Consider the following 14,036-nt stretch of genomic DNA (forward strand, 5'->3'; position numbering starts at 1 on the left):
GGTCGGTGTCCGCGCCTACGCGCCGTGATTCAGCAACTGATCCGGGCAGGCGGGCTAGGCCAGGCCGTCCAGGATCGTGGCGGCCTGGTCTCGCAGGTCATCGCGGGCCTGGTCGCTGAGGCTGTCTGCCTCCTTCGGGTGATCGAGGTGATCGATGAACCGCTCCAAGGCCCGGACGGCCGGGAGGGTGCGCTCGGCCTCCAGGTGCCGCTGGGCCTGATCGGCCGCACGGGTGAGTTGGTCGGCGATCGGGCCGGCCACGTCCCCGGCCTCGAGGTAGGCCTCCAGGCTGGAGACCAGGGCCTGGATCCCACCGGCCGGCTCGGCAACCTCGGGCACGATCCGCAGCAGGTCCGTGACGCCGTGGCTGACGTAGAGGTTGTCGTAGGCGTCCAGTGTCAGGTGTGCGCCGGCTCCGTCGAAGAGCACGCGCAGGGTGTCCTCCGCCGAACCCGCTCGCGCTGCCCGTTCGGGGTCGAAGGCGAAGACGCGGCCAGCGGCGTTGCCGTAGATGGTGCCGTCCGTGCCCGCCACCATCCGGGCGTAGTTTCCCGCGATGCGGTCACCGGGCTTGTGGTCGGGGAAGACCTCCTCGGTGTGCGTCCACTCCAGCGTGTCGGGGTCCATTGCCAGCAACCAGCCCTCGGCGTAGAGCCACACCGTGCCACCTGCGGCAGTGACGACGGCGTTGATGGACCGCAGGTCATCGACGGGCGGTTCGATCTCCTGGATCTCCTCGGAGGCCTCATCGAAGACCATGAGCGTGGCCTCGTCCTGCAGCGGGAGCCCGTCCCAGCTGTAGAAGATGTTCCCCGCGCCGAAGACCTTCCCGGCGCTGGAGGTCACCGAGTTGATCGACTGGTGGCCGATGGGCCCGGCGATGGTGGCGCATTCGCCGGTGGTGGAGTCGAACCAGCCGAAGGCGCCCTGATCCTGCCCTTCGCCTGCCTGGCTGCCGAAATAGATCCGATCACCCGAACTGTGCAGAGCATAGGGGCGGTTCTGGCCGGCGCCGATCGTGCAGTCGACCCTGGGCTGGGATCCGTCCGCCAGTTCCTCGGCGGTGAAGGAGTTGATCGTGCCACCGGGGTAGATCCCTTGGTAGACCCGGCCGTCGTGCGCCAGCATGTGCTCGGCCTGACCGCCCAGGGGAAAGGTCTGATGCTGGTCGTCGCGCATCGGAACGGCCTTCCCGATCCCGCCGGTGAGGTAGCCGGCGGAGTAGACCCGCCCGTCCTCGCCTGTGGCCAGGCTGTTCACCTGCAGCGCCACGTCGGGGATATTCTCGGCTGCGTTGCTCTCGAGGTTGCCCGTCTCGATGTTGTACTTGACCTGGATCCCGCCGGAGTTCCAGCCGACCACGCTCGGTCCCGGCCAGTCGGGGTGGTCGAGGTCGATGACGTCCCAACTACGGGAGAAGATGCCCGTCGGGGCGTCGAGCCGGGTCTCCTCTCCGGTGACCACGTTGTAGGAGAACAGCGGATTGCCTGCCTCGTTCATGTTCGCCTTGGTGTAGTAGATGTGATCGTCCACCACCGGTGTGGAGCCGTTGAAGACGACCTCGGCGATCTCATCGACCACGTCAACCTGCAACTCACCGCTGTCATCGCGGTCCACCTGCAGCACGAGCAGGGCGTCGTTGCCGGTGCTCGCACCGTCACCGGCCCAGGCCATCACATAGCCACCGCCGGCCCTCAGGCCGTAGACCCATGGCCGTTCCTGCAACTCCTCACTGAAGAGTGACGTCAGGTCCACGCACTCGCCGTCGTCAATGCCGCAACCGAAGAGGCGCATCTGAGTGCCCGTACCCGCAAAGACGGTGCGGCTGACCTCGTCATAGCCCACGGCACGGGTGTAGTAGGCGTCATCGACGAGCGGCAGGTCACCGAGCACTCCGGTGAAACCCTCTCCCTCGGTGAAGGTGTAGATCGAGGCTCCCGGGTAGCCGTCGGTCGGCTCACCCCAACCGCCGCCGTAAGCGTTGCCCTCCTCGTCGAAGTCCATCTGGTAAGCGAAACTCCAGGCCGGGATGTCCGGGCGGCCGACGTTGACCGCCTCCTCCTCCCCCGGGGTGTACAGCCACAGTGCGCCGGCACCGTAGGTCCCGACGTAGACGGTTCCGGTCACGGGATTCTGCTTGATCCCCCACGCGCCGGTCGCACCGGTGAGGCGGACCACCCGCGTAACCTCATCGGTGAGGAGGTCGGTCACGGTCATCACTGCCCCCACCGCTGGTTGAGCGGTTGCCACGGCATAGGTGACGGCGCGGCCGTTCTCGTCCACGCCTGCAGTGGAGCCGAGATAACTCGCACGATTGGTGATCTGGTCCGCCAGCACGGTGTACTCGGCGCTGATCACCACGTTGTCGGCGTTGACCGAACCCGTGGCGCCGACCTCTACCCGCACCGCGGCCGCGCCCTCGGGGGCGAGCGCTGCCACACGCAACCGATCATCCTGGACCTGACCGCGCTCCCCGGCCTCGTCGATCAGTTCGCCATCACCGTCGACCCAGTGCAGTCCCAGCCACGCCTGACCCTCGCCGGTCACATCGGCCCACGCCGTGTACTGCTGGCCGGGCTCAACCGGCGACGCTTCACTGAGAACTCCGGCCTGCTCACAGCCATCGATGGCATCGATCGCCAGCGCCTGCGCCCCATCGGTGGACCAGTCCGTGCTGATGGACAACGCCTCTTCACACGCCGCACCGGGGCTGTCCCCATTGCCGTCGGAGAGGCTCCACTCAGCCAGACCCTCCTCGAAACTGTGATTGCTGATCAACACATCGCCCTCGGCGATCACCGGGGCGGGGTCGGCGTGCGCCGGAGCCCCACCCGGAGGCACGAGCAGCGCAGCCGACAGCAGCCCGGCAGCGGCCAGCACACCCCCTACCCGGACCTGGTCACGCTTCTTCTCGTCCGAACCGGACATGTCTCTCCTTCGGTGATGCTGGGCGAGGCGTACCGCGTCAGCGCCTACGCGGTGTGGTTCAGGTAGGCGATACCGAGGGCGTGCGAGCCCTGGGAGGGTTCCAGCGGCTCGGCCTGGTAGACCCGGAGCACGTGGTCATGGATCGCCGGTTCCATGTCGTGCAGCATCAGCCAGCGCGCTGACTGCACCGCGTTGGCCGGCGCGGCGTCCTGGGTCCCGTCCACGCGGAACCAGACCGAGTCCTCGTCCCGGATCACGTTCTGGGTGAACGTCCTCGCGAGCCGTTGCCGCATGTCACTGAGGTCCTCGATGCCGGCATCGTGCACGCTCTGGAGGAACTCCAACGTGATGGCGGCGTGGCTGATGTCCTCGGCGACGGTGATTCCGGAGTACCACGGGGTGTAGGTGGACAGGTCCTCCTCCACCGTGTATCCGCGGTACTTGGCACCGTAGGGCTGCCAGTACGGCCAGATGATCGCGTCGCCGTCGGACTCCACGCCCGCACGAAACGATCGCATCATGGCTTCCAGGCGCCTGCGCAGCGGGGCCGTGGGGGTGAGGTGGAAGAGCTCGGCATAGACCGCTCCCATGGCGTGGCCCTGGTTGTAGGGCTGCATCAGCCCGTCCCACGGAATGGGCGCGTTCCTGGCCCACCAGAAGTCGCCCCGACCGTGCTCATCGATGGCGAACTCGTCCCAGTGGAAGTCCACCGCCTCCTGGACCGCTCGGCGCACACGTGCGGCGAACGCCTGCCGCCGGGCGTACCGGGGCGATCCGAGGACGGTGCGCACGTAACGGGCCAACGGTCGCACCACCATGCCGGTGTGCACACTGAAGACGTAGAACTGCGGCTCGAAGTCGATCGCAGAGGCCGCCACCCGGTCGCTTGCATCGTGGCTCTCACGATGATCGAGTGCGGTCCAGCGCCTGGTCCCGTTGAACAGGGCATGAACCGCGTCGACCACGTAGTCCGGCGAGGCAGGGTCAAGGCTCACGCCCGTGAGCGTCTCCGCCGAACTGGGGTGTGTGAGTTCAAGATCGAAGTGCTCACCGGCGACGTTGGTGACTGTCGCGCGGGCCTCCGCCGAACGCACCCCGGCCCAACGGATCTGGATGCCAGGTGATTCGTCGGACAACGCGAACTCGGCGTGGCCGGCTGTGTAGTTCCCGGCGGCGCGCCATCCTGGGCCGGAGACGCCGCGGTAGTCGGTAACACCGCGGGCGGCATCGGTGCTGGCCAGCACATGGCGCGCGCGCTCCTCGAAGGTGTCCAGGTAGGCCTCGTCCTCGTACCGCTCGTACATCAGCAGCAGGCCGAGGAGATAGTAGGACTCCCCCCAGGCGTACAGTCCTGCCTCGTTGTGCTGGGCGCCCAGGTCCAGGTAGGCCTGCTCCGCGACGGCGAAGGCCTCCGGTGAGGTGTAGTCCAGCATGGTGGCCGGGGCGGGTGCGCCGAGGGCGTTCGGCGCCCGGCCCAGAAGTGCCAGGGCCAGTGTGGACGATCCACCGACCATCAGGCTGCGCCGGCTCAGAGTTGGCAGGGACATCATCGACCTTTCCGTTACGCGTCTTCACGCTGATCCGGAAACCGTATTAGGTCCTACCCGTAATGGTCAATAGGTCCGATCGAATCAGACGGGGCCGGGAGGGGGCGGACCACCCTCCCGGCCGCCCTGTTCATACCCGCTTGGCTGCGTGGACCTTCGACAGTGCCGCACCGATGTCCGCGACGTCGTCGTCGCTGTAGTTCTCGTTCCAACCGATCACCAGCAGGCGCCGGTCGATCAGATCCTCGGTGTTCGGGCAGAGCCCGGGAGCGTAGTCCGGCACGGCGGTGGCGGGTGGCACCACGAGCGGATACCCCGAATCTCCGTATGTGCGGCGCTCGGTGAACACCGGCGTCAGGTACAACGGGCGGACGATGTAACCACCATTGGCCGGGATACCCTCGGCGGCCAGCGCCTTGGCATAGTCGCGCGCATCACCTCCCGCGCTCTCAGGATCGATGAAGATCGGGAACTGCCAGTAGACAGTTCCGCGCGGGTCCGCGGCACTGAGGCCGTCCAGGCCGGCGACCGTCCGCGTCAGGAGGGCGGCCGCACGTTGCCGATCCTCCACCACACCGGCGAGTCGGGGCAGTTGTGCGCGGGCGACGGCCGCCTGCATTTCGGTCATCCGGTAGTTCAGTCCGAGGAACAGGTGGCTGCGCTCATCGGTGTCCCGCGGCCATGCTTTGTCGGCGAACAATCGGGCCCGTCGGGCCAGATCCGCATCATCGGTGATCGTCAGCCCGCCGTCACCGGCGGTGATGTGCTTGGACTGCTGGAGACTGAAGCAACCGATATGGCCCACCGTGCCGGCCAGCGCGGCATCGGGCCCCACCGTCGTCAGGTACGCCTGGGCACAGTCCTCGATGACGACGATTCCCAACGGGTCCGCCAGAGCGCGCAACTGGGCCACCGGGGCCGGTTGACCGAAGAGGTGGACGACGATGATCGCCTTGGTGCGGTCGGTGATGCGGGCCGCGACGGCGTCGACGTCCAGGTTCCCGCTTGCCGGATCGACATCAGCGAAGACTGGCACCGCGTTCTGCGCCAGGATGGGCAGCACGGTGCCGGCGTCCGACAGACCCGTGGTGATGATCTCGTCACCAGGCTCAGGATCCACCGCGGCTACGGCAAGATGGATGGCCGAAGTCCCCGATCCCGAGGCGACGACATGATCCACGCCGTAGTACTCGGCGAACTCACGCTCGAATTCACGGGTGACCGGTCCGACGGTGGAGTTGAGTTGGCCGCTCCGCAACACATCGAGTACGGCCTCCTCCTCAGGGGTTCCAATCCGACGGCCGGATGCGTTGGATACGGTCGGAAACGGACGGTCACGGACGGGTTCGCCACCATCGACGGCAAGGCGATTAGGCATCTATGCCTCCTAGATCGGTTGATCGGGCATGACTACCCTATCGACGTTCGCAATTATTGTCGCTAGCCTAATGCCATATCCGGACAGCCGAAATGGAGAACACCCCTGATGACCTCGACGCTCGCTCTGCACGGCGGTTCCGCCGCACTGGCCGATGTGCCTGCCCTGCCTCGCTGGCCCCAAGGCGGACAGGAGGAGGAACAGGCACTCATCGATGTGCTCCGCTCGGGCGCATGGGGCAGCACGCACGGCGATGTGGTGCGCTCCTTCGAAGGCGAGTTCGCGCAGTTCCAACAGACCAAGCACGCGGTCGCCCTCGCCAACGGCACCCTTGCCCTGGCCGCGTCCCTTCGCGCCACCGGAGTGGGCGTGGGCGATGAGGTGATCGTGCCCCCGTACACCTTCATCGCCACCGCATCCGCCGCCCTGTTCGTCGGTGCTATCCCGGTCTTCGCCGATGTCGATGGGCACACCCACCTGCTGGATCCGGGCGCGGCCGAAGCCGCGATCACCGAACGCACCAAGGCAATCATTCCGGTGCACCTGGCCGGCAATGTCGCGGACATGGACGCATTCGCGGCGATTGGCGAGCGTCACCAGGTGGCCATCATCGAGGACGCGGCCCAGGCAGTCGGGGCCCAGTGGCAGGGACGGGGGGTCGGCGCCCTGGGCGACGTGGGCACGTTCAGTTTCCAGACGTCGAAGAACCTCAGTTCCGGGGAGGGCGGCATCGTCACCACCGACGACGACGCGCTGGCCGCGGCCCTCTACTCACTGGTCAACGTCGGGCGGGTGCCCGGCGGAGGCTGGTATCAGCACGACTCCGTCGGGTACAACCTCCGCCTGACCGAGTTCCAGGCAGCCATCCTGCGGGTCCAGTTACGCCAGCTCCCCGAGATGCAGAGCAAGCGGGCCGCGAACGACGCCCTGCTCCGTGACCTGCTCTCCGACGTGGAGGGCGTGCAGATCGCCACCCCGGATCCGCGGGTCACCAGCCACGGGCACCACCTGTTCATCTTCCGAATGCCGGAACTCGGGGCCCGTGGCAAGCGTGATGCCGCCGTCGAGGCACTCGCAGCCGAAGGTGTGCCCGGGGTCTCGCCCGGCTACGTCCCGCTGCACCGGAACGAGGCGGTGGCCAACGAGAGCCGCGCCCTGACCGAGCGTCTCGGTCAGCCGTTACCGCAAGCGGCCTGCCCGAATGCCGACCGCGTCTCATCCGACACCATCTGGCTGCCGCAGTTCTCGCTGCTCGGCACCAATGAACAGACCGAGGCGATTGCCACCGCGATCACGAAGGTCGCCGGCGCCACCGACGCTCTCTGAACCCGACGGGACCCTGCAGAGGCGATGAGTAGCGATCACGCGCGCGCGCAACTCGAAACCGTCGTCCTGCCTTTCTGGCTGCAGCGAGGCATTGATGAGCGGCATGGCGGATTCTTCACGTGTTTCGACAACCGTGGGCGGACTTTGGTCTCCACCGACAAGTTCGCTTGGTCGCAGGGACGGTTCGTGTGGCTTCTGGCACGCGCGGCGGATCTGGGCCGGCGCGGATTGCTCGACGTCGACGCCGAGGAGTTGCTGCGCCTGGCCCGACGAGGGGCTCAGTTCCTGATCGACCACATCATCACTGGCGAGCAGACCACCCGGTACGTCGTCGGCCGGGACGGAGGCCCGCCCCAGACCCCCGGGCAGCCCGATCGCAGCGTCTACGCCGACTGGTTCGTGTCGCTGGGTTTGGCGGAGGTGGCCCGGCAGTCCGGTGAACCACGCTGGCTCGACCAGGCCCTACCGATCCTGGACCGGGCGCGCGCGGACCATCTGGCCGGCGCCGCCCCCACCCCGCCCTACCAGGTACCGCCTGGTCACAGCGCCTTCGGTCCGAAGATGCTGCTGGTCAACGCCCTGCTGGTGGCCAGCCAGGCCGCGAGGGCGTTCGGCCAGCACAGTCACCTGGAAGCCCAACTCGGCCAGGCCGTCGATGATGCCCTCTCCCATCGCCTCCCGGACGGCACCTTCACCGAGATGGTCGGCCCCGACCCCCGGACGCTGGTGAACCGGCATCGTATCCCGGGCCATGCCATCGAAGGCCTCTGGATGATCCTGGAATCGCTGGACCTGCTCGATGATGCCCGCGACCGCGCGCCCCTGCTCGCTTCGATCTCGGCACTATGTGAGTCGGCCTGGGACGCCGAACACGGTGGGCTGTTCCGGTTCACCGATGCCGGCGGCCCGTATCAACCCACGGGCACCCTCACCGGCACTGACTACGAGAACCTGGTGCGCGACACGTGGGCGGTGAAGTTGTGGTGGGTGCACACCGAAGCAGCGGCTACCACGGCGATCGCGGCGCACAGGTACGCCGACGCCGGGGCCGGAGCCTGGTTCGAGCGCATCTGGGATTACACGCTTCGCACCTTCCCTGGGGGCGCGGACGGCGCGGAGTGGATTCAGATCCGGGACGTCACCGGGCGCCCTCTGGATCAAGTCGTGGCCCTACCGGTCAAGGATCCGTTCCACATCACCCGGAACCTCATGCAGAGTTGTCCGGTCGCGGTCACTGACGCCGAACAGCACCCACCGTTCCCCTGATTTCCAGGGCGCCGTGCAGTGTCACGGTGCTGGGTTTGGCACCGTCGGCACACGCCGAATTCCGCGCCTCCTCGGTGCCCGCCGATCACCTAGGGTGATCGAGATTCACCGTAACGCCATCGGCGCACCGTCCGGGCCAGGCACCACCGGGGCCTCACCAGTGCTGTTGGCGACCACCCTCGTCCGCACTGCGCTGCGCGAGAAGCGCCACCTTCGTGGCCAGCAGGCTGCTGGCCGTGCTCACCTCGGGTTCGGCTCCGGCATCGATCGCGTCGAAGAAGTACTGCGCCGGACGCTGCGGCTGGCCCAACGGAACATCCCAGGTTCGGCGCTCATGTGTGGTGACACGTAACGAGTGGTAGGCCCAATCCAGTTCCGCGGTCCCTTCCGAACCCGCGATGCGCATCCGATAATGTCCGTGCACATCGGCGGCCTCGGGCCCCAGCCAGTTTGCCTCGATGGTGGCGACCACCCCGCCGGCGTGCAGCAGCACCGCCACGTGGTCGTCGAAACCGGGATGATCCGCGGCCCGGGCGTTGCCGGTCACCGCGCTCACCGAACCACCCGTTGCGCCGGTCAGGGAGAGCACGAGGTCGATGTCGTGCACCGGCAGATCTGCGGCTATCCCGCCGTAGCGCGCGGGATCGAGAAACCAGTCCGGGCGACTGTGCTGACGCAGTTTGTGCGGACCCGTGCTGGCGACGAGGGCAAGTTGTCCGAGGGTGCCCTCCTCGATCAGTTCCCGCAACGCAAGGGTCGCCGGATAGAAGCGCTTCTCGAACACCACCGAGACGTGCTTCCCGCTGCCTCGCACCGCCTCCTCGATCCGCTCCAGGTCCTCCAGGGAGGTGCACAAAGGTTTGTCGGCGAGCACGTGGGCGTCGGCTGCCAGGGCAGCCAGCACGGCGTCGGCACGTTCGGAGTAGATGCCCGCGACCAGCGCTACGTCGAAGTCGAGCTCTGCCACCAGATCCGGCACCGACTCGAACACCGGAACATCGCCAAGATCAGCAAGGAATGCCTCGCGCATCTGCGGGTCTGCTTCAGCCGCGCCCACCAGGTGCAGGTCCGGACGGTGCTGCACTTCCTGCAGGGCGTAATCGACATGCGGGTGGGCCGCGCCCAGGATCGCCACCCTCATGTCAGGTCCTGCGGGCGCACCGCGCGCCCGTTCCGGGCGGATTCGTAGATCGCGCTGATCAGCCGAACCGTATCGGCACCGTCCCTGCCGCTGATCGCGGGCGTGCGCCCGTCTCGGATCGATTCCAGCACATCACGCCACTGGCTCACGTGACCGGCCACCCCGATCGCCGATGGGTCGGACATCCCACTGGCCGCACCGGCATCATCCTGGGCGAATTCGGGTAACGGCACGTCGATCTCCCAGCGGTGCACCTGCCCCTGCCCGAGTTCGATCGTGCCGCGGTCCAGGTGGAGGGTCACCGTTGCCGGCGCTCCCGGTGGGGTCGCCGTCGAGGTGCTGATCATTCCGAGCGCTCCCCCGGCGAACCGCACCGTTGCCACCGTGGTGTCCTCAGCATCCATCTGGTGTCCCAGTGTCCCGAACTGCGCCGTGACCTGCTCCACCGGGCCGCACAGCCAGTTCAGCAGGTCCACGTTGTGGACACCCTGGTTCATCATCGAACCCCCACCGGCATCCATCAGGGATCGCCAGGGGGCAGCGGCGTAGTACTCCTCATCACGCCACCAGTGCACATGCGTCGTGGCCAGCCGGACGGTGCCGAGTTCGCCGGCGGCGAGCATCCTCTTCACCGTGGCGTACTCCGGTTCGAGGCGGCGCTGGGACATCACCGCTAATACCAGGCCCCGCGCGGTGGCCAGCGCAACGACTTGCTCCGCCTCTGCCACTGTCAGCGCCAGTGGCTTCTCCACCAGAACGTGCTTTCCCGCGCGCAGCGCCGCGAGCGCTTGCTCCGCGTGCCGATCACTCGGCGAGCAGATCGCGATGACGTCGATGCTCTCGCTCTGCCAAAGATCATCCGGCGCCACCTGCGTGGCCTGTGGCCATCCCGCGTCGGCAGCACGTTGCTGATCCCCGCCACTGAAAGCGACCAGATGTGCCTGGGTGGACAACTCGCTAAGGGCGCGTGCGTGACTGGTGCCGATATTGCCCAGACCAAGCACCCCTACGCCGACCGGTTCCTGCATCGATGCTCCCGCGGGTTCGGTGTGTGTGGGCCCCAAACGTACGACGGCTCCGGAATTCACGCAACCGGTTGCAGGTAGCCTTGACGTGCAATCGATTGCAGAACAGACTGGCATCTGACCATTCCCTGCAGGAAGGCAACACCCATGCGCGTCGGCTTCGTCGGTACCGAGAACTCTCACGTCAAGCACTTCATCCGCTTCCTCAATCTGGACGGGCGCTACCCGGACTACCGGGCGGCGGCGCTGTCCGGGGGGCGGAGCGAGCACAACGCCGAACTCGCCGAGTACGGTGGCCTCGAGGTGATCGTGGACGAGCCGTCCGAACTCGTCGGCCACATCGATGCTGCGATCGTGTGCAACCGGGACGGGGGGCTGCACCGCCGGGCCACGGAGCCGCTGCTGCGCGCCGGAATCCCCGTTCTGGTCGACAAACCGTTGGCGACCACCGTCGCCGACGCCAGCGCCATGCTGGACCAGGCCGAGGAGTCGGGATCGACTCTGGTCTCAGCCTCGGCGCTGCGCTTCGTGCCGGAAATTGCCGAGTTCACCTCCGGCGCCGCTGATCGGGGCGCACTGCGACACCTGCATGTCGCCGGCCCTGCCGACCCGGACAGCGAGTACGCGGGCCTCTTCTTCTACGGCATCCATCACGTGGAGACGGCACTGGAGATCCTCGGCAACCCCGTCGTGCAGCCCGGTGACGTCACCGTCCAGGCCGAGCGGCACGGTGACCTCGTCCGGGCCAACACCACCATCGACGGTCGGATGGTCACGTTCACCTTCGTCACGCCGTCCGACGGCGGTCAGGCTCCGTTCCACGCCACGGCCGTGCACGCCCGTGGGGTCCTCGCGCACAATCTGACCCTCGGCCCGGACTACAACGCCGCCACGCTGGATCACTTCGTCACCGCGATCGGGCAAGGACGCGCTCCGCTGAGCCCCGAGCAACTCCTCACCCCGGTCGCCATCCTCTCCGCCATCGCCGAGCAACTGTAGATGGGCACCCGCGGCCCGGGCGTCGAACCCGGGATCGGCGTCATCGGGCCGGGGATCATCCGGGATCACGTCGAACGCCCCGTGTACGAATCCGGTCGAACCGGGCGACCGGTGCGGCCCGCCCCGGTCGACCTGTCGGCATGATCTGGGATCGCCCCTAGTCCGGCGCTTATTAGTGCGCTACTCTTTCGGGACATTCGGACTGCCGTAATGAAGGGCCAATGATGACCACCCTCCCCACACTCAACCGCCGGACCCTGCTCGTCGGGAGCGCCTCGACGCTAGCCCTGGCACTACTCGGTCGTTCCGACACCGCATTCGGGGCACCTTCCCCGCTGGCCACGCTCGACTACACCTCACCGGAGGCGTTCGCGGTCGCCGAGCAGGCCTACTTGGACCTCGGTGCCGAGCACAACGAGGCCGGCCTGTACGCCTGGGGCGAGTCCTACTACCTGCTCGGGCTGCTCCTGATGTTCGAAGCCACGGGTGAGGGCCGTTTTCTGGACAGGTTCGAGGAGCGCGCCCGGCACGTAATGGACTCGACCGATGAGGCACGCGGCGTCACCGACTACTCCGGGCGCTCCGGGCCGGTGTGGCGTGCCGGCGGCAACTACACCGCCGGCCACGGTGAACTGCTCCTGGAGGATGGCTCACCCGGCATCCAGGTGCGCTGGGCCGGTGGCACCTCCGTGAACGCCACCGCGACGGTGCGCCGGGTGGATGCGGACAGGTTTGATCTCACGCTGTCCCACCCGTCCTCGACCGTCGAACTGACCGGTCTCACCCTTGATCCCAACGCCTCCGACTACGTCGTCGACGCCGTCGGTGATGCCTACGCCCCCGGCGCCCGGTGGACCGCGGTCGACCACAGCGCCGACCGCGGAACCGACCGCAGCCTGACTGAGGGCACGGTGGCGTTCGAGCCCCAGTTCTACGCCTTCCCGGTGCACACCGGCATGGTGATCTACCCGCTGGCCCGGTACGTACGCATGGTGCGCACCGACCCAGGGATCCCCGGGACCCGCAACGGCGTGGCCGGCCAGCTGTTGGCCTTCGTGATGAAGGCGTTGCGGCACCACGAGGACGACTTCCACATCGACGAACGCGGCTACGGCGACTTCCGCTGGCCGCGCGAGGCGCCGGTCCCCTTCGACGGCACGATCCAGCCGCTGAACCAGTCCCACGCCCTGGGCGCCACGTTCGCCGAGTTGACCCGGGTCGTGGACAACACCCAGTACCGCCGCAACGTCGAAGCGATGCTGCGCAGCCTCCGAGCGTCGCTGCAGGTGCAGGACGGAGCCTACGTCTGGCCGTACTGGCCGGTGCACTCCCACATATACAACGGCTACTCCCGCGAGGACGACGTGTCCACGTACACCCCGTTCTACGGGGCGGTACGCAGTTGGGAGGACATCAGTCACGGCGCGATCACGCTGGAGTTCATCCAGGCCACCCACGACGCCGGCCTCGCGGACCTGAGCCAGGATCGCGAACTCTTCGCCACCACGTTCATGCAGAACGTGATCAACGAACCAGACTCGGTGTGGTTCCGTGTGAACGGGGAGGTCGAAGCACTCCCTGCCCAGGCCGTCCAGTCCGCTCGGTGGCTGATGCTGGCTGACCTGGAGCCGGAGATCCACGATCAGGTCCTGCGGGTGTATGAGGCCGAGCCCCTGGAGCCATCACAGGGATCCCATGCGCTGGGTATCGCCTACCTGAATCACAGCCGGTGAGATCCCGTGGCACGCGGTGGCCAGGCCACCGCGTGCGGTAGCGCCCGCCCTGCCTCATCCGGCGAGCCGGCCACGGCAGCGATTGCATCGACTGCGCCTCCCCCATACCACGACCCACTGAGGAGTACACATCATGATCCCATCGCCCCCGGCGGCGCCGCACCCGGCCACTGAGGCGGATTTGGAGGACTATCTCTCCACCCCGCTGCCCGGGGTGGGCGAGGCGCTGCAGGCCACCGGCGGTGACGTTGTGTTGTTGGGTGCCGGGGGCAAGATCGGTCCGACGATGGCGATGATGGCCCGGCGGGCTCTGGATGAGGTTGGCTCGGATGCCCGGGTGGTCGCGGTTTCGCGGTTTTCCGATCCCGAGGTGCGCCAGCGGTTGAGCGAGGCCGGTGTCGTGGTGCAGTCCGCGGATTTGTCCGAGCCGGGGAACTACGCGGATCTGCCCGATGCCGCGGCGATGGTTTATCTGGCGGCGATGAAGTTCGGCACCACTGGCGCTGAGCATCAGACGTGGTGGTCCAACGCGGCGATGCCCGCTTTGGTGGCCGACCGCTACCGGGGGGCGTGTCTACTGGACTGTGTAAGGGGTGGATCCCCGAGGCTGGCGAGGAGCCAGTGAGAGGAGACCATCGTGAAGACCACGAGTACGACGAAGACCACCGAGGATCACCACGCACTGGATGGGCA

Annotated in this window: 10 protein-coding genes; 5 read left to right on the forward strand and 5 right to left on the reverse strand. The window is 67.4% G+C overall.

Annotation, left to right across the window (positions count from 1 at the left end):
* Positions 1-54: 54 nt before the first annotated feature.
* From ACPL7H_RS17965 to ACPL7H_RS17975, 3 genes are all read right to left on the reverse strand, one after another.
* A complete protein-coding gene (locus ACPL7H_RS17965; RefSeq protein ID WP_424798127.1) occupies positions 55-2,928 on the reverse strand; it encodes an FIMAH domain-containing protein in 2,874 nt (957 codons plus the stop codon).
* A 44-nt stretch (positions 2,929-2,972) separates the two neighbouring features.
* Positions 2,973-4,475 (reverse strand): hypothetical protein, encoded by a 1,503-nt coding sequence (locus ACPL7H_RS17970; RefSeq protein WP_424798128.1) that lies wholly within the window; start codon positions 4,473-4,475, stop codon positions 2,973-2,975.
* 130 nt (positions 4,476-4,605) lie between these two features.
* A complete protein-coding gene (locus tag ACPL7H_RS17975) occupies positions 4,606-5,853 on the reverse strand; it encodes a DegT/DnrJ/EryC1/StrS family aminotransferase (protein WP_424798129.1) in 1,248 nt (415 codons plus the stop codon).
* 108 nt (positions 5,854-5,961) lie between these two features.
* Between ACPL7H_RS17975 and ACPL7H_RS17980 the strand changes: the two genes are divergently transcribed.
* Positions 5,962-7,179 (forward strand): DegT/DnrJ/EryC1/StrS family aminotransferase, encoded by a 1,218-nt coding sequence (locus ACPL7H_RS17980; RefSeq protein ID WP_424798130.1) that lies wholly within the window; start codon positions 5,962-5,964, stop codon positions 7,177-7,179.
* A 24-nt stretch (positions 7,180-7,203) separates the two neighbouring features.
* On the forward strand, positions 7,204-8,445 hold the full coding sequence (locus ACPL7H_RS17985) for an AGE family epimerase/isomerase (RefSeq protein ID WP_424798131.1): 1,242 nt from the start codon (positions 7,204-7,206) through the stop codon (positions 8,443-8,445).
* Between the two features lie 154 nt (positions 8,446-8,599).
* On the opposite strand, the gene ACPL7H_RS17990 is transcribed toward ACPL7H_RS17985, so the two are convergent.
* Together ACPL7H_RS17990 and ACPL7H_RS17995 are read right to left on the reverse strand one after the other, a co-directional pair.
* A complete protein-coding gene (locus ACPL7H_RS17990) occupies positions 8,600-9,586 on the reverse strand; it encodes a Gfo/Idh/MocA family protein (protein WP_424790733.1) in 987 nt (328 codons plus the stop codon).
* The gene (locus ACPL7H_RS17995; RefSeq protein WP_424798132.1) at positions 9,583-10,614 is read right to left on the reverse strand and encodes a Gfo/Idh/MocA family protein; all 1,032 of its coding nucleotides are present in this window, start codon (positions 10,612-10,614) and stop codon (positions 9,583-9,585) included. The genes ACPL7H_RS17990 and ACPL7H_RS17995 overlap by 4 nt, the downstream gene beginning before the upstream one ends.
* A 144-nt stretch (positions 10,615-10,758) precedes the next feature.
* On the opposite strand from ACPL7H_RS17995, the gene ACPL7H_RS18000 reads away from it, so the two are divergent.
* The 3 genes from ACPL7H_RS18000 (at position 10,759) to ACPL7H_RS18010 (ending at position 13,968) form a co-directional block, all read left to right on the forward strand.
* A complete protein-coding gene (locus tag ACPL7H_RS18000; RefSeq protein ID WP_424798133.1) occupies positions 10,759-11,610 on the forward strand; it encodes a Gfo/Idh/MocA family protein in 852 nt (283 codons plus the stop codon).
* Positions 11,611-11,834: 224 nt separating this feature from the next.
* A complete protein-coding gene (locus tag ACPL7H_RS18005) occupies positions 11,835-13,343 on the forward strand; it encodes a hypothetical protein (RefSeq protein ID WP_424798134.1) in 1,509 nt (502 codons plus the stop codon).
* Between the two features lie 133 nt (positions 13,344-13,476).
* Positions 13,477-13,968: a hypothetical protein gene (locus ACPL7H_RS18010; RefSeq protein WP_424798135.1), complete on the forward strand. Its 492-nt coding sequence runs from the start codon at positions 13,477-13,479 to the stop codon at positions 13,966-13,968.
* The last annotated feature ends 68 nt before the right edge of the window (positions 13,969-14,036 follow it).

The sequence above is a fragment of the Pseudactinotalea sp. Z1732 genome (assembly GCF_049724975.1).
GTDB lineage: Bacteria > Actinomycetota > Actinomycetes > Actinomycetales > Beutenbergiaceae > CALKWS01.